This is a genomic window from Staphylococcus sp. HMSC069D12, from assembly GCF_001810405.1.
GTDB lineage: Bacteria > Bacillota > Bacilli > Staphylococcales > Staphylococcaceae > Staphylococcus > Staphylococcus haemolyticus.
Genome location: NZ_KV801109.1, coordinates 1689 through 23006, shown reverse-complemented (window position 1 = coordinate 23006; position 21318 = coordinate 1689). Strand labels below are relative to the sequence as shown.

General features: G+C 33.3%; 19 protein-coding genes. 9 read left to right on the top strand and 10 right to left on the bottom strand.

Annotated features, from left to right (window positions below):
- Positions 1-3 precede the first annotated feature (3 nt).
- From HMPREF2737_RS08255 to HMPREF2737_RS08230, 6 genes are all read right to left on the bottom strand, one after another.
- Entirely contained in the window at positions 4-1488 is a 1485-nt protein-coding gene (locus HMPREF2737_RS08255) for a sucrose-6-phosphate hydrolase (RefSeq protein ID WP_037551256.1), read from the bottom strand.
- Positions 1489-1572: 84 nt separating this feature from the next.
- Positions 1573-2532 carry a LacI family DNA-binding transcriptional regulator gene (locus tag HMPREF2737_RS08250; RefSeq protein WP_037551257.1) on the bottom strand — a complete coding sequence of 320 codons (960 nt, stop codon included), beginning with the start codon at positions 2530-2532 and terminating at the stop codon, positions 1573-1575.
- A 100-nt stretch (positions 2533-2632) separates the two neighbouring features.
- Complete coding sequence (locus HMPREF2737_RS08245; protein ID WP_037551259.1) at positions 2633-3877, bottom strand: ammonium transporter; 1245 nt, start codon at positions 3875-3877, stop codon at positions 2633-2635.
- A gap of 121 nt (positions 3878-3998) precedes the next feature.
- Complete coding sequence (locus tag HMPREF2737_RS08240) at positions 3999-4223, bottom strand: sulfurtransferase TusA family protein (protein WP_037538043.1); 225 nt, start codon at positions 4221-4223, stop codon at positions 3999-4001.
- Positions 4224-4242: 19 nt separating this feature from the next.
- Positions 4243-5340 carry a YeeE/YedE family protein gene (locus HMPREF2737_RS08235; protein ID WP_037551261.1) on the bottom strand — a complete coding sequence of 366 codons (1098 nt, stop codon included), beginning with the start codon at positions 5338-5340 and terminating at the stop codon, positions 4243-4245.
- A gap of 198 nt (positions 5341-5538) precedes the next feature.
- Complete coding sequence (locus HMPREF2737_RS08230) at positions 5539-6177, bottom strand: redox-sensing transcriptional repressor Rex (RefSeq protein WP_037551263.1); 639 nt, start codon at positions 6175-6177, stop codon at positions 5539-5541.
- A 240-nt stretch (positions 6178-6417) separates the two neighbouring features.
- Here HMPREF2737_RS08230 and HMPREF2737_RS08225 point away from each other — a divergent pair, with 240 nt between their 5' ends.
- Complete coding sequence (locus HMPREF2737_RS08225) at positions 6418-8361, top strand: ABC-F family ATP-binding cassette domain-containing protein (RefSeq protein WP_037551266.1); 1944 nt, start codon at positions 6418-6420, stop codon at positions 8359-8361.
- 378 nt (positions 8362-8739) lie between these two features.
- Here the strand turns inward: HMPREF2737_RS08225 and tsaD are convergent, their stop codons facing one another.
- Genes tsaD through tsaE form a run of 4 tightly spaced genes read right to left on the bottom strand, consistent with a single transcriptional unit; the run spans position 8740 to position 11305 of the window.
- Complete coding sequence (gene tsaD, locus HMPREF2737_RS08220) at positions 8740-9768, bottom strand: tRNA (adenosine(37)-N6)-threonylcarbamoyltransferase complex transferase subunit TsaD (protein WP_037551268.1); 1029 nt, start codon at positions 9766-9768, stop codon at positions 8740-8742.
- Positions 9761-10225 (bottom strand): ribosomal protein S18-alanine N-acetyltransferase, encoded by a 465-nt coding sequence (gene rimI, locus HMPREF2737_RS08215; protein WP_037551270.1) that lies wholly within the window; start codon positions 10223-10225, stop codon positions 9761-9763. Before rimI ends, tsaD begins: the two co-directional genes overlap by 8 nt.
- The gene (gene tsaB, locus HMPREF2737_RS08210) at positions 10198-10863 is read right to left on the bottom strand and encodes a tRNA (adenosine(37)-N6)-threonylcarbamoyltransferase complex dimerization subunit type 1 TsaB (RefSeq protein WP_037551272.1); all 666 of its coding nucleotides are present in this window, start codon (positions 10861-10863) and stop codon (positions 10198-10200) included. The genes rimI and tsaB overlap by 28 nt, the downstream gene beginning before the upstream one ends.
- Positions 10844-11305 carry a tRNA (adenosine(37)-N6)-threonylcarbamoyltransferase complex ATPase subunit type 1 TsaE gene (gene tsaE / locus HMPREF2737_RS08205; RefSeq protein WP_037551274.1) on the bottom strand — a complete coding sequence of 154 codons (462 nt, stop codon included), beginning with the start codon at positions 11303-11305 and terminating at the stop codon, positions 10844-10846. Before tsaE ends, tsaB begins: the two co-directional genes overlap by 20 nt.
- Positions 11306-11802: 497 nt before the next feature.
- Between tsaE and ilvD the strand changes: the two genes are divergently transcribed.
- From ilvD to leuD, 8 genes are all read left to right on the top strand, one after another.
- Positions 11803-13491 carry a dihydroxy-acid dehydratase gene (gene ilvD / locus HMPREF2737_RS08200; RefSeq protein WP_037551276.1) on the top strand — a complete coding sequence of 563 codons (1689 nt, stop codon included), beginning with the start codon at positions 11803-11805 and terminating at the stop codon, positions 13489-13491.
- Positions 13492-13551: 60 nt separating this feature from the next.
- Positions 13552-15285, top strand: coding sequence for a biosynthetic-type acetolactate synthase large subunit (ilvB, locus tag HMPREF2737_RS08195; protein ID WP_176744062.1), 1734 nt, complete (start codon positions 13552-13554; stop codon positions 15283-15285).
- A complete protein-coding gene (locus HMPREF2737_RS08190; protein WP_037538958.1) occupies positions 15282-15524 on the top strand; it encodes an ACT domain-containing protein in 243 nt (80 codons plus the stop codon). The genes ilvB and HMPREF2737_RS08190 overlap by 4 nt, the downstream gene beginning before the upstream one ends.
- Before the next feature lie 134 nt (positions 15525-15658).
- Entirely contained in the window at positions 15659-16663 is a 1005-nt protein-coding gene (gene ilvC, locus HMPREF2737_RS08185; protein ID WP_037551280.1) for a ketol-acid reductoisomerase, read from the top strand.
- 20 nt (positions 16664-16683) lie between these two features.
- Complete coding sequence (locus HMPREF2737_RS08180; RefSeq protein ID WP_037551282.1) at positions 16684-18216, top strand: 2-isopropylmalate synthase; 1533 nt, start codon at positions 16684-16686, stop codon at positions 18214-18216.
- Positions 18216-19256: a 3-isopropylmalate dehydrogenase gene (gene leuB / locus HMPREF2737_RS08175; RefSeq protein ID WP_037551284.1), complete on the top strand. Its 1041-nt coding sequence runs from the start codon at positions 18216-18218 to the stop codon at positions 19254-19256. The genes HMPREF2737_RS08180 and leuB overlap by 1 nt, the downstream gene beginning before the upstream one ends.
- A gap of 17 nt (positions 19257-19273) precedes the next feature.
- Positions 19274-20644, top strand: a complete 1371-nt coding sequence (gene leuC / locus HMPREF2737_RS08170; RefSeq protein ID WP_037551285.1) for a 3-isopropylmalate dehydratase large subunit — start codon at positions 19274-19276, stop codon at positions 20642-20644.
- Positions 20645-20646: 2 nt separating this feature from the next.
- Entirely contained in the window at positions 20647-21222 is a 576-nt protein-coding gene (gene leuD, locus HMPREF2737_RS08165) for a 3-isopropylmalate dehydratase small subunit (protein WP_037551286.1), read from the top strand.
- Positions 21223-21318 lie beyond the last annotated feature (96 nt).

Below are 21318 nucleotides of genomic sequence, written 5' to 3'. Positions count from 1 at the left end.
TTTTTACTCATCCTTAAGTTCATATTTAGTGAATTTTAAATATACTTGTCCAGTCTCTGTTGAAGTTTCTATACCTGTAGCATTTTCATTTGGAAATATTCTTGATGTTAAAACACGTTCCCCATCATTACAGAATATTTCAATACTAGATGTATCAACAAATATTTGCAAACGTGTGAGAGGAGAATCCAATATCGTACTTCTCGTTAAATCTTGAACATTTTCAGGCAATAATCCACTTTCTGAGCGATCTAATGTAATTTTTTGTTCCCTTGTATTGTAGATAATTTTGGTGTTATTTTGTTTTGAGGTCCGTAATTCAAAATAAATTTTTGAAGCGTCATTTTCAATAATATCAATAATTAGTTCATATTGTTTGCCTTCATATGGATGTAATTTTCGGTTAAATTTATTTGCATAACCTAATGCCGTTTCTTTATTTTTACGTAATCGTTCAAGACCTTTAAACGGGCGTTGTCGTAATTGATTATTCTCAATTGTTAGTACTCTAGGTATCGTTAAACAATGTGCCCATCCTTCTTCATCAGTAGGATAATTTATTTCTGGCAAGCCCATCCAACCTATTAAAACTCGATTGCCATTTTCATCTAAGAAAGTTTGGGGTGCGTAAAAATCAAAACCATTATCCAGTTCTACAAATTCACTATGATCAAAGGATAATGAATCAAAATTTAAATCCCCAATTAAATATCCTGATTGATATATATTTCTAAACTGATCCCCTTGTGGTTCTATTCCTTGAGGGCTGAACAGTAAGATATCCTTAGAATCTAATTTAAAATAATCGGGACATTCCCACATATAACCAAAGTTTTTTAATTTAGTATCAATTTCTCCACAATATGACCATTGATTTAGTTGCTTATCATTCGTTTTATAAATTAAGCAGCAACCAAGTTCCTCGTTTGTTTGAGCACCTATAATCGCATAATATTCATTATTTAATTCAAAAACTTTAGGATCTCTAAAATGACTTGTATACCCTTCAGGTTGTGAAGGAATTACGGGTTCATCAAATTTAGTAATCTCTCCATTACTTTGAACTTTAGCAATCATCTGACTAGCATATCGATTCCATTGTTCATCACGATGATTGCCTGTATACATGTAATATAAATCTCCATTATGATCAAAAGCACTACCACTGTAAACACCATGGCTATCATAATATGTATCGGGTTTAATTAAGGTATCTTGTGGTTCAAATGCCACTAAATCATCACTAGTATAATTAAACCAATATTTCAATCCATGCACTGCTCCTAATGGGAACCATTGATGTGAAACATAATATTTGCCGTTATGATAAATTAATCCATTAGGATCATTTAGCAAACCAGTTTCAGGTTGAATATGAAATATTTGACGAAATCTTGACGCTTTAACTTGTTGCTTGAGATTTTCTAAGTACTTTTTATCAACGTCTTCAATACGACGATAACGTTCTTCTCTTGACCATTCAGCCATATTATTCCTCCAAAATAATTTAAATCTAAATTTAATATAATTTTATCATTGATTATGGTATCGGTTCCATAGTTTTAAATATTTTTAAAAATTCTCTATTTCAACAGGAATGACAGTTTTAGATACTGCATTTTTAGAAAAAATCAATTCTTTCAATTGGTTCATAGCATATGTGCCAGCTTTAAAATAATTGAATTTAACTGTCGTAATAGCGGGTGTAACAAGTTGGGTCATTGGGTCTCCCCCAAATCCAAAAATTTGATAATTTCCAGTAGCATTGTTTTGTTGAGAATAAAATTTATGAATTGCTAATGCAATAGGATCTGTTGCTCCAATTAACGCATCGATACCACTAGAATTTTTTAACTTCTTAGAAACATCATTTTTTGCCTCTTCATATTTAAAAGAAGTTAAATAAATTTCAGGATGAACATCGTATTTTTTTAAACCATCAATAATACCTTGTTTACGTTTGACGCCTACAGCAACGTCCTCCTCACCTACACCAAAGAATACAACGTTTTTATGCTTTTTACACCCTATCTGTTCCCCTACTATAAAACCAGCTTGATAATCATCATGAATTATACTATGTAAATTGGGATAGGATTGCCCAACCAGAATTACCGGTACATTTAATTTTTCAATTACTTCCAAGTGTTCATCAGTCAAAGTAGTAGCCATTAATATGATGCCATCCACTTTACTTCTTGAAAATGTCTCCAAGGCCTCTATTTCAGCACGTATATCTAAACCAGTATAGTTAAGTAATAATTGATATTGATGTTGATGGCATACAGATACAATTCCTTTCACAGTTTCATCAACCGCATGTGAATTCATCCTTGGAATGATAGCACCAATAAGATTCGTATGCTTGGCTCTTAAACTTTGAGCAAACTGATTCGGCTGATAATCATGTTCTTCAATAATTCGACTTAATTTTTCTTTAGTTTGATGGCTTACTGAGCCACCATTTAAAAAGCGGGAGACCGTGCTTTTAGATACTCCCGCTAATTTTGCGATATCTGATATATTTTTCATTAGATTAATCACCTAAATTAGTTTTCATTTAAAGATTATTTTATCACAGAAATAATCTCTCAAAGTAACTTTTTTAATATGTATTAGTCTAATAATATTATCAATATCTCTTATTTAATTTGTTTAGTTCTCCATAAAAATAGGCTTTCTCACCATGAACAAGTTGATCTAAACCTGCTTTATCTTCTTCTTCAGTAGTAGCGATAGGCATTATTTTCTGTAAAATTTTTCCTATAATCCATGTTAAAACAATGGTATAACACATTACCACGACAACAGCTAGTATTTGAATTAAGATTGAATGTACATCTCCTGTATAGATTAAACCATTTGATACATCATTATTAACATGGTGTGATTGAAAAACACCGGTAAGAATGGCACCAACAATTCCTCCAGCTCCATGAATACCAAATGCATCAAGTGTATCATTATATTTATACTTCACTTTAATTACATTAATAACAAGGTAACAAGCGATTCCACCTGCAAATGAAATAATAAAAGCACTGAAATAACTAACGTAGCCTGATGCCGGTGTAATAGCGACTAATCCTGCCAACACGCCTGATAACAATCCAAGTAAACTTAATTTCTTAGTAATACAGTACTCAACTACTAACCAGCTAAAAGCGCCACCACTTGCAGCAATAATCGTATTTACAAATGATGTTAATGCGACATCATTTAAAGTATATGCACTACCTGTGTTAAAGCCATACCAACCTATCCATACTAAAATACCTCCAATTAAAGTGATTAAAAGATTATGTGGCTGTATTTTTTCAATCTTTTTACCATTACCTATCATAATAGCCAAAATTAGTCCTGAGAGTCCAGATGTGATATGTACAACTGTACCACCTGCATAATCAAGAGCACCAAGTTGTTGAATCCAACCTCCGCCCCACACCCAATGCGCAACTGGACTATATATTAAAATCACCCATAAAAAGATAAAGATAATAAATGGAAAGAATTTCATACGTTCAGCGATTGAACCTGAAAGTATTGAAACTGCAATTGTACAAAACATCATTTGGAATAGCATAAATAATGCAAATGGAATATGCGGACTTAATTGATCATTAATTGCAAAGCCAACATGCTGTAACCCAATTAAATCAAAATTCCCTATCAAAGCATTCCCAGTTCCAAAACTTAATGAAAATCCTAATGTAACCCATGTGAAAGTCACGATAACCATTGCTGCCATACTTTGCATTACTGTATTCAAAACATTCTTTGATTGAACTAGACCACCGTAAAACAAGCTAAGACCTGGTGTCATAATCCATACAAGTAAAGTGCAAAGAAATAAAAAAATTGTGTCATCCATCTTCATAATTACCACTTCCTTTAAAAATATCATAATGATACTAAATTGAAATAGCAAAAATACGTAAGATAAAATGACACAATATGTTACATAATGTAACATAGACGCTTTACATGCCTATTTTGTTTTAAGCTTTCTGAATTGTAATTGTCCATGAAGCATCGTCTAATTGTTCATAATTCGTAACTGGATAACCTTGCTCGGCTGCCCAATTAGGAATAGCTTCTGTTGCTTGTGTACAATCAAAATCAATTTTAAGTTCATCACCACTATCTAGTGTTTGCATTTTCTTTTGCGCTTCTATTAATGGGAATGGACAAACCATACCTACAGTACCTAACTCATATAACATTGTATTACCTCCAAATTAATTAAGTTGTTTGTACTTGTTTTGTCGCTGTTGTTGCTTGAGACTTAGATGTTTGTTTTTCTAATTTTTTCATTGGTCTAATAAATATAAAGTAACTCATAAACCATACACCTAAAATCATAGAACCAAGTGCTATCCATCCTTTCCAAGACATGATAGCAGTTTCTACTAAACCATTTCCAATTGAACATCCTCCAGCTACTGAAGCACCAAATCCCATACAAATACCACCAATAGCACTATTGTGAATGGTCTTCTTATCAGGTAATCGCCATTTAAATTCACGTGATCCTTTAGCAGCAATATAAGAACCTAAGAATATACCTAAAATCAATAATACTCCCCAATCAATTAGCTTAGTATCACCTGTAATTAAAAAGGTAATTAAGTTTGCTGAAGGTGTAGTAATGCCTAAGCCGTAATCTCTTCCAGTAGAAATACTCATTGGCCAAGCTATCAAAGCAATTAACCCTACTGCAATCCCAGCCACAAATGGATGGTATCGTTTTTCAAATAAATAGTGTCTCAAGCCACTATACTTTTGTTTAAGCTTTGGAACTGCAAATTTGGGTTTTGGTTTACGTAATGTTTTAGTTACAAAAATGATAGTTATAATTGTTAATACTAACGTAAACACCCACATAGGAATACCGGTAGTCTGAGACATATTTGCACTAATGTTTGTAGGTTTATTAATCCATGTCATTACTGGAAGTAAAATACCAGTTTTAGTAATAGCGGCAGTTACAGCATATAGTACGAGCGCTACCCAACTGCCAATCAAACCTTCACCAGCTCGATACCATGTACCTGTAGCACATCCTCCTGCTAATACAATACCGATTCCAAATATAAAACCACCAATAATTGTACCTATAATTGGAAATGTACTATCTGGGATAGATATAACACTTAATCCGGTTAAAATAAGTAGTCCAATACTTTGGACTGTAATAGCAACTAATAAGGCATAAAACATTTTATTATTTTTTTGAACGTACATATCTCTGAAGCCACCAGCTAAACAGAAGCGTGTACGTTGCATCACAAACCCTAATAATATACCTACTATAAGACCACTAATAATCATCCATATCACTATCATTTCATCCTTTCCCGATTATTTTACTAAGGTATTATAATCAATTGTACTAAATTTGGCAACATCTTAAAATTAAACGCTTTTGATTTTTAATAATATGATGTTTTCAATACTAAATGAAATTAATGAATTTTAAACGTAAATTAAAAAACATCCCTCTTATAAAGAAGGATGTAAGAATATAAATATAAAAATTTAATTAGAATAGTTTTTCATAAAGAATAGCAATGATTGCAATTCTATGCCCAAGTCAATATGATGCACTTGTACGGTATTAGGTACTTCTATTCTAGCTGGTGTGAAATTTAGTATACCTTGAATATTAGCTTCAACTAATTGATTCGCAACCTGTTGTGCCGCTTCTTCTGGTGTAGTTAATATTACAACATTTATTTTTTGAGCATTGAGTACTTTTTTTAAATCGTTCATATGATGCACAGATACATCACCAATCTCTGTTCCGACAATCTGTTCATCTATATCAAAAGCCTCAGTTATTGTCATTTCATCATGAATTGAAAAGTTATATGTCAAAAGTGCTCGACCTAAATTACCAACACCTACTAAAGCTATGTATATATTATCACTATCACTTAGTGCTGTTTTAAAGAATTCTAATAGACTATCTATATTGTAACCGTAACCTTTTTTGCCTAATTCTCCAAAGTAAGAGAAATCTCTTCGGATGGTTGCTGATTCAATATTAAGTGCCTCACTAATAGCCTTAGAATTAACCCTATCAATGCCTTTAGACTTGAGTGTGTTAACGAATCTGTAATATAAAGGTAATCGCTTCAAAGTTGCCCGTGGAATTTTAGATTTATTATGAGCCATTTAAAATGCCCCCCTTTATGTTTGAATTTTATAATCTATGTATCCAAACTATTTTGAGTGCTATACGTTTTAAATTTAAATATGTCGTTATGTCCTATTATGAATACTGGAATATTATACCTTAACATATTTTAAAAATAAATAACTTAGTTTCAAGAAACTAAGTTATACGGTAAAATATAGAGTAATATACAATCTAATTTCGAGTAATAAACTTATAAATAGAAAGGTGAAACCTGAATGATACTCTTGCAATTAAACGATATTTCGAAATCATTTGATGGCGAAGATATTTTTACGCGTGTGAATTTCGAAGTAAAAACAGGCGAACGAATTGGTGTCGTAGGAAGAAACGGTGCCGGTAAATCGACTCTAATGAAAATCATTGCCGGTGTTGAAGACTATGATAGCGGTCATATATCAAAAATCAAAAATTTACGTATGGGTTATTTAACACAGCAAATGACACTTAATTCATCCGCTTCAGTCTTCGAAGAAATGTCAAAACCGTTTGAACATTTAAAAAAAATGGAACTTCTAATTAGAGAAGAAACGAACTGGCTAGCTGATCAAGCATCTAATTACGATTCAGAAGAATATCAACAACATATGGAACGCTATGAATCTTTAACTAATCAATTCGAACAACTTGATGGTTATCAGTATGAGAGTAAAATCAAAACTGTTCTACATGGTTTAAATTTCAATGAAGATGATTTCGATAAACCTATCAACGATTTCAGTGGTGGTCAAAAAACGCGATTATCCTTAGCCCAAATGCTATTGAATGAGCCAGATTTATTACTACTAGACGAACCTACAAACCATTTAGATTTAGAAACGACGAAATGGTTAGAGGATTATTTAAAATATTTCAAAGGTGCCATTGTTATTATTAGTCACGATAGATACTTCCTAGATAAAATCGTCACTCAAATTTATGATGTTGCACTTGGCGATGTTAAACGTTACGTCGGAAATTATGAACAATTTATTGAGCAACGTGATAAATATTACGAAAGCAAAATGCAAGAATATGAACGTCAGCAAGATGAAATTAAACGATTAGAAACATTTGTAGAGAAAAATATAACACGTGCTTCAACTAGTGGAATGGCAAAAAGCCGTCGAAAAACACTAGAAAAAATGGAACGTATTGACAAACCTATGTTGGACGCAAGAAGTGCTAACATTCAATTTGGCTTTAATCGTAATACAGGTAATGACGTTATGCATATTCGTAATCTGAAAATTGGTTATGATTCGCCTATAACATCTCCTATTAATATTGAAGTAAGTAAGGGGGATCATATTGCTTTTATTGGCCCAAATGGCGTAGGTAAAACTACTCTGATCAAGACCATCGCTCGACGTCAAAAGCAATTAGAAGGTGAAATTACCTTTGGTGCAAATCTTCAAATTGGTTATTATGATCAAAAGCAAGCTGAATTTAAATCTAATAAAACAATTATCGACTATGTTTGGGATCAATATCCAACAATGAATGAAAAAGATATTCGTGCTATACTCGGACGTTTCTTATTCGTGCAAGATGATGTAAAAAAAGTCATCAATGATTTATCTGGTGGAGAAAAAGCTCGTTTGCAATTAGCACTACTTATGCTTCAAAGAGATAATGTATTAATCCTTGATGAACCAACAAACCATCTTGATATAGATTCTAAAGAGATGTTAGAACAAGCGCTAAAAGATTTTGAAGGAACTATTCTTTTTGTGTCACACGATCGTTACTTTATTAATCAATTAGCAAATAAAGTATTCGACTTAAATAATGACGGTGGCCAAATGTATTTGGGAGATTATCAATATTACATCGAGAAAACAGAAGAAGCAGCAGCACTTGAAGCTTTTAAAAATGAACGAAATGATTTAAGTAAAGAGGATACTTCAAATCAAAATGAAGCTAATGAAAATGTAAATACTTATGATTCTCAAAAGCAACAACGTCGTGAGCAACGAAAATTAGAACGCCTCATTGAGAACTGTGAAGCCAAAATTGAAACATTTGAGAATGAAATAGCACGCATTGATGAACAACTCACTCAGCCTGACGTGTTCAATAATCCTGATAAAGCCTCATCATTAGCGAATCAGAAACTTGAAACCGAACAGAAGTTAGAACAGGTTATGTTGGAATGGGAAAATTTACAAGAAAATATCTAAAAACTCATCATTTCACTATTAGCTAGAAAGTATTAATTAACTTTCTAGCTAATTTTTTTATACAAATTTCAACAAAAGTTATAAACAGCTAAAATACGATATTATCAACTATCCACATAGTTATCCCACTTATCCACAACTTATTTAAAATTCTTTTACAAACTTTTTACACAAAATTAAATTCATATCCACATTGTTAAGAACGGTTTATCCACAACTTATACACTTAATGTTGATAAGTACAAACGTTCCCTATTGACCTTTTCAATTGTTTTTATCTCAATAAAAAACCTCTTGTTAACAGTGGATCTTAATCCTTACGTTAAAAGAGGTTCCTTATGATTATTGAAATAATTAATTCGATTAAATAATATAAATTTAAACGTCTATAGTAGCTTCTTCTATATCCATATTATTTTCGCCATTCAAATCTAACTTAGCTATAATTCCTGACTTATAATAGTAATATGCTGCAGCACCAATCATTGCTGCATTATCAGTACATAATTTAGGACTTGGAATGGATAAATGAATATTATTATCTTCACATAATTGTTGTAAACGATGTCGCAGTCCTTTATTACTTGCAACACCTCCAGCAACAATAAGTCTGTTAACTTTATAGGCTTTACATGCATTAATCGCTTTAGTACTTAATACGTCTACAACACTATTTTGAAAACTAGTTGCTACATCTTCTTTTACAACTTCTTCATTCTTTTGTCGCAAATTATGCAGTTTATTTATAACAGAACTTTTCAATCCACTAAAACTAAAATCATAACTTTCCTTTTCTAACCACACTCTAGGAAAATCATAAGTATCTTTACCATATTGAGCTAATTTATCAATTTGTGGCCCTCCTGGGTATGGTAAATCAATTGTTCGAGCGACTTTATCATACGCCTCTCCCACTGCATCATCTCTTGTCTCACCAATTACTTCGAAATGCATATGAGATTTCATATATACTAATTCAGTATGGCCCCCTGACACAATTAGCGCAATTAATGGAAATGTTAATGTTTCTTCTAAATGATTAGCATAAATGTGACCAGCAATATGGTGTACAGGAATAAGTGGCTTGTCATAAGCAAAAGCTAGTGCTTTCGCTGCATTAATACCGATAAGTAGTGCACCAATTAATCCTGGTCCTTGAGTCACTGCTATTGCATCAATATCATTCATTGATATATTTGCAGTTGTTAATGCTTCATCAATCGTTGTCGTAATCCCTTCAACGTGATGTCGACTTGCAACTTCAGGTACAACACCACCGAAACGCTTATGACTCTCAATTTGACTTAATACAATATTAGATAAAATTGAATTTCCATTTTTAATGACACTTACACTTGTTTCATCACAACTCGTTTCTATTGCTAATATTAATGTTTCTTTATTCATTTAAGTTCACCCACATTACCATTGCATCCTCGCCTTCTCCATAATAATTTTTACGTTTACCTCCATATTGAAAACCCAAATTAGTATAAACATGTTGCGCAATTACATTATCTACCCTAACTTCCAAGCTCATCACTTCACATGAATGGCTTGCATAATCCATGACATATTTTAATAATAATTGTCCCAGTCCATAACCTCTAAAATCTTTATGAATTGCTATTGTTGTAATTTGAGCTTGATCAATAACCATCCATAGTCCTAGATATCCTATAATTTCATTTTTAAAAACAATCACAAAATATTTAGCAAATTTATTTTCATTCAATTCATGATAAAATGCATCAATTGTCCACGAACTATCATTGAAACTATCTCGTTCTATATCGAATACACTGGGGACATCATCTACTTGCATTGCTCTAATTGTTAATTCTGCTTCTGTTGGTTTAGCCAATTTCTTTCAGCCTCTGATAATTTAATATAATTAGGAACAAATGTATGAATCGGTTCACTTTTAGTTATGAGTTGTTTCATAGTTGGAGCATGAGGTAAATTATTTTTTATTTCTCCACCAAGTTGTTCGGATAACTTATCAGCATCTCTACCAACATAAAGAAATGGTTGGTTCATTTTAGTTAATTGCTTTTTTAATTCTTCAATAGGTAAATATTGATCTTCTAAAATAGTTGTTATATTTCCATCAACGTTTTGATAAACACCAGTGTATACCGCTTCACGACGTGCATCAATGATTGGAACTAATAATTTTTGTTCATCATTCTCTACTGTTGCAGCTAACGCTGCTAAAGATGATACACCATATAATTTAGTGTTCAATGCATAGGCCAACGTTTTAGCGGTGGTTACGCCAATTCTAACTCCAGTATAGGAACCTGGACCCTTAGCAACTACAATCCCATCAATAGCATTTTTTTCAATTTTTGCTTCTTCAAATAAGTGCTGAATACCAGGCATAAGTTGACTCGTATGATCTTTTTTATCTTCCGACGTAGTTTCTGCCAAGACGATATCATCTTGCATGATTGCGATTGACATCGGTTGATTAGATGTATCAATCATTAATAAATTCACTTTCAACTTCCTCCTTTACTTTTAAATAATGGGTTCCTTGGGCTTCTAATTTTATAGTTCTTTTTGATTCACATAAAGTTTCTATATTGATTATTAAATGTTCCTTAGGTAATAAATCTTGAATAAATTGACTCCATTCAATAATGGTAATGCCTTCATCTTGAAAATATTCATCAAATCCTAGATCTTCATCTGAATCTTCCAAACGATAACAGTCCATATGATGTAATTTTAAATTACTCCCTTTATATGATTTTATAATATTAAAAGTAGGAGAATTAATATTACGCTTAACTCCTAAATGTTTACCTATAAATTGTGTTAGTGTAGTTTTACCTGCCCCTAGGTCGCCATTTAAAAGGATTAAATCACTAGGCTCTAAGTGTCGAACTAACACGTTTGCAAAATGATTTAATTCATCCAAATTATTAATACTTATCATTAGTCCCACTCTTTCAAATTTTTTTAATCAAATGATTATTCATGACCATTTCAGAACTTATGGTAACTTATTTTATTCTCGTAAACTAAATTAAGTCATAAAAATTTTAACTTACTAATTATAACAAATTCCTTAAACAATTTCCCTATACTCAACACAAGAATGATGAGATTAAGTTGTTAGAAAATTCTTAAAAATGCTATTGACTTAATAAAAATGATATAGCAAATTAAGTTTATCGAATTTTTAAACAATTCTAACTATTCTAATATAACCATTCAAGAAAGGAGTATATTAAAATGACAAATCAAACATATAACCCGACTGACAATTTAATTATTTTATTATACTCGCAAGGACTGGAACTTTAGTAATTATCTGTTACTAAATGTTTAAGTCCTATTTCTCATTGAATGGGACTTATAGACGTCCCAATCAAAAATTGGGACGTCTTTTTATGTTTTAAACTTATTGTGTTTTATGGGGGGAAATTATTTATGAGAAGTGACATGATAAAAAAAGGTGATCATCAAGCACCTGCTCGAAGTCTTTTACACGCCACGGGCGCACTTAAAAATCCTACAGATATGAACAAACCTTTTGTAGCAATATGTAACTCTTATATCGATATTGTACCTGGACATGTGCATTTAAGAGAATTGGCTGACATTGCTAAAGAAGCTATTCGTGAGGCAGGTGCTATACCTTTCGAGTTTAATACTATTGGTGTTGATGATGGTATAGCTATGGGACACATTGGAATGCGTTACTCACTTCCCTCTCGAGAAATCATTGCTGATGCTGCAGAGACCGTTATTAATGCGCACTGGTTCGATGGCGTATTTTACATTCCTAATTGCGACAAAATAACACCCGGTATGTTATTAGCTGCCGTTAGAACCAATGTACCAGCTATATTCTGTTCTGGTGGGCCTATGAAAGCTGGTTTATCAGCGCAAGGTAAAGCTTTGACATTATCATCAATGTTTGAAGCGGTTGGCGCATTTAAAGAAGGTAAACTCTCCAAAGAAGCATTTTTAGATATGGAACAAAACGCTTGCCCTACTTGCGGTTCTTGCGCAGGAATGTTTACTGCAAACTCAATGAATTGTTTAATGGAAGTGTTAGGCTTGGCACTACCATATAACGGTACAGCTTTAGCAGTAAGCGAACAAAGAAGAGAAATGATTCGTGAAGCTGCATTTAAATTAGTAGATAATATCAAAAAAGATATCAAACCACTTGATATCGTAACTCGAGAAGCTATCGATGATGCATTTGCACTTGATATGGCGATGGGTGGTTCAACTAACACGGTATTACATACGCTAGCCATTGCAAACGAAGCTGGTATTAATTACGTTTTGGAACGTATCAATGAAATCGCTAAAAAGACACCTTATTTATCTAAGATTGCACCAAGTTCTTCATATTCTATGCATGATGTCCACGAAGCAGGTGGTTGTCCAGCTATCATCAATGAATTGATGAAAAAAGAAGGAACATTACATCCAGATAGACTCACAGTTACTGGAAAAACACTTCGTGAAAATAATGAAGGTAAAGAAATTAAGAATTTTGATGTCATTCATTCACTAGATGATCCTTATGATAAGCAAGGTGGTCTCTCAATATTATTTGGAAATATAGCGCCTAAAGGGGCTGTCATTAAAGTTGGTGGCGTTGATCCTTCTATTAAGACATTTACTGGTAAAGCAATTTGTTTCAATTCACACGATGAAGCTGTTGAAGCAATTGATAATAAAATCGTACGCGAAGGTCACGTCGTTGTTATTCGATATGAAGGTCCTAAAGGTGGACCAGGAATGCCTGAAATGTTAGCCCCTACTTCTTCAATTGTAGGTAGAGGTTTAGGTAAGGATGTCGCATTAATAACTGATGGTAGATTCTCTGGTGCAACGAGAGGTATCGCTGTCGGCCACATTTCACCAGAAGCAGCTTCAGGTGGACCTATTGGACTCATTAAAGACGGCGATGAAGTCACTATTGATTTAATCAATCGAACTTTAGATGTTAATCAAACTGAAGAAGAACTTAATCATCGTAAAGAAGCATTACAACCTTTTAAGGCAAAAGTGAAATCAGGTTATCTGGCAAGATATACTGCTTTGGTCACTAGTGCGAATACTGGTGGTATTATGCAAGTTCCCGAAAATCTAATCTAACTAGAGGAGTTGTTCGACATGACAAGTAAAAAGGAAAGTAGCATAGTAAGTCCTGATGCTATGGACTATTCAAAACAAACTAGTCTAAAAGTAGATAGTGATTTAGACACAATTAATAATTTCAGATCCGGTTCAGAACTTTTAGTAGAGGCATTATTACATGAAGGTGTTGATTTCATATTCGGTTATCCTGGTGGCGCAGTTTTACCATTATACGACACTTTCTATGATGGTAAAATTAAACACATCTTAGCAAGACATGAACAAGGTGCCACTCATGCTGCAGAAGGTTATGCAAGAGTATCTGGCAAAACAGGTGTAGTGGTTGTAACAAGTGGTCCTGGCGCTACAAATGCGATTACCGGTATAACAGATGCGTACTGTGATTCCCTCCCTTTAGTTGTATTCACTGGACAAGTAGCAACACCAGGAATTGGTAAAGACGCTTTTCAAGAAGCAGATTTACTTTCTATGACTACACCAATTACAAAAGCTAATTTCCAAGTTAAAAATGTAAATGATATTCCAAGAATCATTCATGAAGCATTTTACTTAGCAAATTCTGGACGCAAAGGCCCTGTAGTTATAGATTTTCCTAAAGATATGGGTGTGCTTAAAACATCCGTACCACTTGTAAATGAGGTGGACTTACCGGCATATAATGTCATTGAAAATCCTAAAGATAAAGATATTAGTCAATTAATTCAATATTTAGAGAATGCAAAAAAACCACTTATCTTAGCAGGCGCTGGCATCAATCATTCACAATCTAATGAATTATTAACTCAATTTGTAACCAAACATCAAATTCCAGTAGCTACTACACTTTTAGGTCTGGGAGCTATTCCTTATGACAATCCACTATTTCTAGGTATGGGTGGTATGCATGGCTCCTACGCAAGTAATATGGCTATAACTGAATGTGATTTATTAATTAATTTAGGTAGTCGGTTTGATGATAGATTAGCAAGTAACCCTAATGAATTTGCTCCTCATGCAACCGTAATTCATGTGGATATTGATGAATCAGAAATTAACAAGGTGATTTCGACTGACCTAGGGATAGTTGCCGACTGCAAAAAAGTACTAGAAGCTTTATTTCAAAAATTTACAAATAAAACTTCCCATGAACATTGGGTTAACCATTGTATTGAGAATAAGCACAAACATCCTTTTAAATATAAAAAAGCTGATGACACATTTTGCAAACCTCAAGAAGCTATTGAATATATCGGAAAAATTACAAACGGTGAAGCTATAGTTACTACTGATGTTGGTCAACATCAAATGTGGGCAGCTCAATTTTATCCATTCAAACATCATGGTCAATGGGTTACTAGCGGTGGTTTAGGTACTATGGGCTTTGTTATTCCATCAGCTATCGGTGCTCAATTAGCTGAACCCAATAAAACAGTTATTTGCTTTGTTGGTGATGGTGGATTTCAAATGACAAATCAGGAAATAGCGTTACTGCCTGAATACGGACTCAATGTAAAAATCGTTCTAATCAATAATGGCACATTAGGTATGGTTAAACAGTGGCAAGATAAATTCTTTAACCATCGATTCTCTCATTCAGTATTTAATGATCAACCTGACTTCATGAAGATGGCAGAAGCATATGGTGTAAAAGGTTTCTTAGTTGATCATCCAAATAAACTAACTAAAACACTTGATTCAGCATTTAATTATAGTGGACCTGCGCTAATCGAAGTGAGAATCTCACCTACTGAACCAGTTAATCCTATGATTCCAAGTGGCAAAGCGAACCATGAAATGGAGGGGTTAGAATGAAACGAATTTTACATTTAAAAGTAACCGATCAAGTGAGCACATTAAACAGAATTACAAGTGCATTCGTTAGACTACAATATAATATTAATGAATTAACAGTTAAACCATCTAAAGAAAAAGGTATCTCTGATATGCAAATTACTGCAGATATTGAAGATGAAGCTATATTTAAAATTTTAATTGCGAAGTTAAAAAAACAAGTCAGTGTACTCGAAGTTCAAGATATTAGTCAGAACTGAGTTAAGCTGTACATTGATGCGCTAGTATAATTAAATAAATCACCACTAACATCACATAATTTAGATAATTTCTTTATCTAAAATTTTAAGAATATTCTAAATATTAAGTTATTTAAATTTTGGAGGAATGTATTATGACTAAAGTTTATTACGATCAATCAGTTGAGAAAGATGCATTACAAGGTAAAAAAATTGCAATTATCGGTTACGGTTCACAAGGACATGCGCATGCACAAAACCTTAAAGACAATGGTTATGACGTTATTGTTGGTATTCGCCCTGGTGATTCTTTTGATAAAGCTAAAGAAGATGGCTTCGATGTTTATCCAGTTGCAGAAGCTGTTAAACAAGCAGATGTCATCATGGTGCTATTGCCAGATGAAATCCAAGGAAATGTCTATAAAAATGAAATTGAACCTAACTTAGAAGCTGGAAATGCCCTAGCATTTGCGCATGGTTTTAATATCCACTTTGAAGTTATCAAACCACCTAAAAATGTTGATGTCTTCTTAGTAGCTCCTAAAGGACCTGGTCATTTAGTAAGACGTACCTTTGTTGAAGGAACTGCTGTACCAGCACTATTTGGTGTACAACAAGATGCTACTGGTCAAGCACGTGATATTTCATTAAGTTATGCGAAAGGTATTGGAGCTACGCGTGCAGGTGTAATTGAAACAACATTTAAAGAAGAAACCGAAACAGATTTATTCGGTGAGCAAGCAGTACTTTGTGGTGGTATTCATAAATTAATCCAAAGTGGCTTTGAAACTTTAGTTGAAGCGGGCTATCAAAAAGAATTAGCATATTTCGAAGTATTACATGAAATGAAGTTAATTGTTGATTTAATGTATGAAGGCGGTATGGAGAACGTTCGTTACTCAATTTCTAACACAGCAGAGTATGGTGACTATGTTTCAGGTCCTAGAGTCATCACTCCTGATGTTAAAGACAATATGAAAACAGTATTAAAAGATATTCAAAATGGTAATTTTGCAAATAGCTTTGTTAAAGACAATGAAAATGCCTTTAAAGAATTCTATAAATTACGTGAACAACAACACGGTCATGAAATTGAAGCAGTTGGTCGTGAATTAAGAAAAATGATGCCATTCATTAAATCTAAAAGTATTCAAAAATAAAAGCTAAGGGGTTGTTAAAGATGGAAAGCCATATTCAAATTTTTGATACAACATTAAGAGACGGTGAACAAACACCTGGAGTTAACTTTTCTTTTGATGAGCGATTAAAGATTGCCAAACAGTTAGAAACATGGGGTGTGGATATACTTGAAGCAGGTTTTCCCGCTTCAAGTGCTGGTAGCTTTAAGTCTGTTCAAGCTATATCAAATACTTTAACTAAAACAGCTGTATGTGGTTTAGCACGCTGTAAAAAATCAGATATCGATGCTGTTTATGAAGCTACAAAAGATGCTGTAAAACCAGTTATTCACGTTTTTATAGCAACTTCATCTATTCACTTAACGCATAAACTCAAAATGACCCAACAACAGGTTTTGGAATCAATTAAAGCGCACGTCAGTTACGCCAAACAATACTTTGATGTCGTTCAATTTTCACCTGAGGATGCCACAAGAACTGATACAGATTTCTTAATAAAATGTGTACAGATGGCAGTAGACTGTGGTGCTACAATCATTAACATCCCAGATACAGTTGGTTATAGTTATCCAAATGAATATGGTCGAATTTTTAAAACCTTGATTGAGAACATTAACTCTAAACAAGACATTACTTATAGTGCACATTGTCATGATGATTTAGGAATGGCAGTTGCTAATAGTCTGGCTGCTATTGAAAATGGTGCCACACGAATCGAAGGAACAGTAAATGGCATCGGTGAACGAGCAGGCAATACTGCTATAGAAGAATTAGCTTTAGCACTGTATGTCCGCAAAGACCACTATGGCAATGAAACACGATTGAAACTATCAGAAACAAAAAATACTTCTGATATTATATCTCGTTATGCTGGCATACGCGTTCCTAGAAATAAAGCCATTGTTGGTCAAAATGCTTTTAGTCATGAGTCTGGCATTCACCAAGATGGTGTTTTAAAAAATCCAGAAACTTATGAAATCATGACGCCACAACTTGTTGGTATAAGTAAAAATGATTTACCTCTTGGTAAGCTATCCGGTAAACACGCTTTTGCTGAAAAATTGAAATCTTTAGGATATGATATTGAACCACAAAATCAGGCTGAATTATTTAAACAATTCAAAGCCATTGCTGATAAAAAGAAAAGTGTAACTGATCGAGATATACATGCGATTATCCAAGGTACTGAACATGAGCAAAATGCAATTTATCAAGTTGATACGCTTCAATTGCAGTTTGTTTCCAATGGTTTACAAAGTGCTGTTGTCGTTATAAAAGATAAAAATGGTAATATTTATCAAGATTCAAGTATAGGAACTGGTTCAATTGTGGCTATATATAATGCAGTTGATCGAATTTTTAAATATAAAAGTGAACTCATTGATTACCGTATTGATTCTGTCACTGAAGGTACCGACGCTCAAGCAGAAGTACATGTTTCATTAATTATTGAAGGTCAACCTGTTAATGGTATTGGTATTGATCATGATGTGTTATATGCCTCTTGCAAAGCATATGTAGAAGCACATGCTAAATACGCTAGTGAAATTCACAAAAAGGAAGGTAATCACTAATGACTTATAATATTGTAGCTTTGCCAGGTGATGGAATAGGACCAGAAATCTTAAGTGGTACGTTAGAATTATTAGAACTAATCAGTAAAAAATATCAATTTGATTATCAATTAACTTCTTATGATTTTGGAGGTGCAGCCATAGATTCGCATGGTGTTCCCCTTCCTGATGATACTTTAAATGCTTGTAAAAATGCTGACGCAATTTTATTGGGTGCTGTAGGTGGTCCTCAATGGACTGATCCTAATAATAGACCTGAGCAAGGATTATTAGGATTACGTAAATCTCTAGGCTTGTTTGCCAATATACGACCTACTAAAGTTACTGAAGGCACAAGTCATTTTTCTCCAATTAGAGAATCACGTGTCAAAGGAACGGATTTTATCATAGTGAGAGAATTAACTAGTGGCTTATATTTTGGTGAACCACGGCATAGTGATAATCAAAGTGCACTAGACTCACTAACTTATACTAAAAAGGAAATTGAACGTATTGCAAGGGTAGCTTTTGAATTAGCATCTCAAAGAAAGAAAAAATTAACATCAGTTGATAAAGAAAATGTGTTAGCTACAAGTAAACTTTGGCGTCAAACTATTAATGAAATTAGTCATGAATTTCCTGATGTTAAAGTGAATCATTTACTAGTTGATGCTTGTAGCATGCAGTTAATTTCCCAACCTACTAATTTTGATGTCATTGTTACTGAAAATCTATTTGGAGATATTTTAAGTGATGAAGCTTCTACCATTCCAGGTTCATTAGGTTTATCACCTTCTGCAAGTTTTAGTTTAGAAGGACCAAGACTTTATGAACCTATACATGGTTCAGCACCCGACATTGCAAATCAAAATCTAGCTAACCCATTTGGTATGATACTTTCATTAGCAATGTGTTTACGTGAAAGTTTTAACTTTGATGATGCGGCGTCTGAACTAGAACAGGCTGTATATCAACTTATTAAAGATGGTAAAACAACTAAAGATTTAAATGGGCACTATACTACATCAGATATATTCAATGAATTAAAAAAGAATTATTAATAAGGGGGCATGCTTTTATGGGACAAACGTTATTCGATAAAGTTTGGAATAAACATGTTTTAACCGGGAATGAAGGTGAACCACAATTATTATATATTGATTTACACTTAATTCATGAAGTGACTTCTCCACAAGCTTTCGAAGGTTTAAGACTTCAAAATCGTAAATTAAGACGTCCTGATTTAACATTTGCAACTTTAGATCATAATGTTCCTACAATAGATATTTTTAATATTAAAGATGAAATTGCGAACAAACAAATTACTACACTTCAAAAGAATGCAAAGGAATTTGGTGTTCAATTATTTGATATGGGTTCTGATGAACAAGGTATTGTTCACATGGTAGGTCCAGAAACAGGTCTCACTCAACCTGGAAAAACAATCGTTTGTGGTGATTCACATACTGCCACGCATGGGGCCTTTGGTGCAATTGCATTTGGTATTGGGACAAGTGAAGTTGAACATGTATTTGCTACTCAAACACTTTGGCAAACTAAACCTAAAAATTTAAAGATAGACGTTACAGGTCAATTACCAAAAGGCGTCTATGCGAAAGATATTATCTTGTATCTTATTAGTCAATATGGTGTGGATTTTGGTACTGGGTACGCTATTGAATTTACAGGTGAAACGATTAAATCTCTGTCTATGGAAGCTAGAATGACTATCTGCAACATGGCTATTGAAGCTGGTGCTAAATATGGATTGATGCAACCAGATGAAACGACATTTGCTTATGTCAAAGGCAGAAAATATGCTCAAAATTTTGACCGTTTTATCAATGATTGGCGTCAATTATATACTGATGCCGATGCTAAATTTGATAAAGTTATCAAACTTGAAGTTACAGATTTAGAACCTCAAGTTACATGGGGAACAAATCCTGAAATGGGTGTTAGTTTTAATACACCTTTCCCCAAAATTAAAAATATTAATGATGAACGCGCTTATCAATATATGGGCTTAAAACCAGGCCAAAAAGCTGAAGATATTGATTTAGGTTATGTGTTCTTAGGTTCTTGTACCAATGCAAGATTATCAGACTTAGTAGAAGCTAGTCGAATCGTTAAGGGTAAACAAGTCCATCCAAAAATCACTGCAATCGTTGTACCTGGCTCTCGCTCAGTTAAAAAAGAAGCTGAAGCATTGGGGTTGGACAAAATATTTAAAGATGCAGGATTTCAATGGAGAGAACCAGGTTGTTCAATGTGTTTAGGTATGAATCCTGATCAAGTACCTGAAGGCATACATTGTGCCTCTACGAGCAATCGTAACTTTGAAGGAAGACAAGGTAAAGGCGCTAGAACGCATCTAGTGTCCCCTGCTATGGCTGCTGCAGCGGCTATTAAAGGTAGATTCGTAGATGTTAGAAAGGTGGTTGTTTAGTAATGGATATCCAACCTATTACAACCTATACAGGAAAAATTGTACCATTGTTTAATGATAATATTGATACTGACCAAATTATTCCCAAAGTACATCTTAAACGAATAACTAAAAGTGGTTTCGGTCCTTTTGCATTTGACGAATGGAGATACCTTGCTGATGGTACAAATAATCCAGATTTTAATCCGAATAAACCTGAATACTCTGGTGCTACTATTTTGATCACTGGTGACAATTTTGGTTGTGGTTCAAGTCGTGAACATGCTGCGTGGGCTTTAAAAGATTATGGATTCAATATTATTATAGCTGGTAGCTTTAGTGACATATTCTTTATGAATTGTACAAAAAATGGCATGTTACCTATTACTTTAGGTAAAAACGAGAGAAAATATTTAGCTTCTCAAAAAGAAATTACCATTGATTTACCAAATCAAACTGTTTCAGCTAATGATAAATCATTTAACTTTCAAATTGATGATACATGGAAACATAAATTAGTTAATGGTTTAGATGATATAGCCATAACATTAGAATATGAAGATTTAATAGAACAATATGAAAATAAAAATAAGGGTTGAGATAAAATGACTGTGAAGACAACTTTAAATGCTAAAGATGTAGAAAATGCATACTTAAGAATAAAAGATGTTGTTAAAGAGACACCTTTACAATTC

What these genes read in the sequence shown, in the direction of transcription:
- HMPREF2737_RS08230 (WP_037551263.1), bottom strand. Translation starts at nt 6,177, where the DNA reads ATGGCTCATAATAAATCTAAAATTCCACGGGCAACTTTGAAGCGATTA.
- ilvB (WP_176744062.1), top strand. Translation starts at nt 13,552, where the DNA reads ATGGACTATTCAAAACAAACTAGTCTAAAAGTAGATAGTGATTTAGAC.
- HMPREF2737_RS08245 (WP_037551259.1), bottom strand. Translation starts at nt 3,877, where the DNA reads ATGAAGATGGATGACACAATTTTTTTATTTCTTTGCACTTTACTTGTA.
- HMPREF2737_RS08190 (WP_037538958.1), top strand. Translation starts at nt 15,282, where the DNA reads ATGAAACGAATTTTACATTTAAAAGTAACCGATCAAGTGAGCACATTA.
- leuD (WP_037551286.1), top strand. Translation starts at nt 20,647, where the DNA reads ATGGATATCCAACCTATTACAACCTATACAGGAAAAATTGTACCATTG.
- ilvC (WP_037551280.1), top strand. Translation starts at nt 15,659, where the DNA reads ATGACTAAAGTTTATTACGATCAATCAGTTGAGAAAGATGCATTACAA.
- HMPREF2737_RS08255 (WP_037551256.1), bottom strand. Translation starts at nt 1,488, where the DNA reads ATGGCTGAATGGTCAAGAGAAGAACGTTATCGTCGTATTGAAGACGTT.
- HMPREF2737_RS08225 (WP_037551266.1), top strand. Translation starts at nt 6,418, where the DNA reads ATGATACTCTTGCAATTAAACGATATTTCGAAATCATTTGATGGCGAA.
- tsaD (WP_037551268.1), bottom strand. Translation starts at nt 9,768, where the DNA reads ATGAATAAAGAAACATTAATATTAGCAATAGAAACGAGTTGTGATGAA.
- HMPREF2737_RS08180 (WP_037551282.1), top strand. Translation starts at nt 16,684, where the DNA reads ATGGAAAGCCATATTCAAATTTTTGATACAACATTAAGAGACGGTGAA.
- HMPREF2737_RS08240 (WP_037538043.1), bottom strand. Translation starts at nt 4,223, where the DNA reads ATGTTATATGAGTTAGGTACTGTAGGTATGGTTTGTCCATTCCCATTA.
- leuB (WP_037551284.1), top strand. Translation starts at nt 18,216, where the DNA reads ATGACTTATAATATTGTAGCTTTGCCAGGTGATGGAATAGGACCAGAA.
- leuC (WP_037551285.1), top strand. Translation starts at nt 19,274, where the DNA reads ATGGGACAAACGTTATTCGATAAAGTTTGGAATAAACATGTTTTAACC.
- HMPREF2737_RS08250 (WP_037551257.1), bottom strand. Translation starts at nt 2,532, where the DNA reads ATGAAAAATATATCAGATATCGCAAAATTAGCGGGAGTATCTAAAAGC.
- ilvD (WP_037551276.1), top strand. Translation starts at nt 11,803, where the DNA reads ATGAGAAGTGACATGATAAAAAAAGGTGATCATCAAGCACCTGCTCGA.
- tsaE (WP_037551274.1), bottom strand. Translation starts at nt 11,305, where the DNA reads ATGATAAGTATTAATAATTTGGATGAATTAAATCATTTTGCAAACGTG.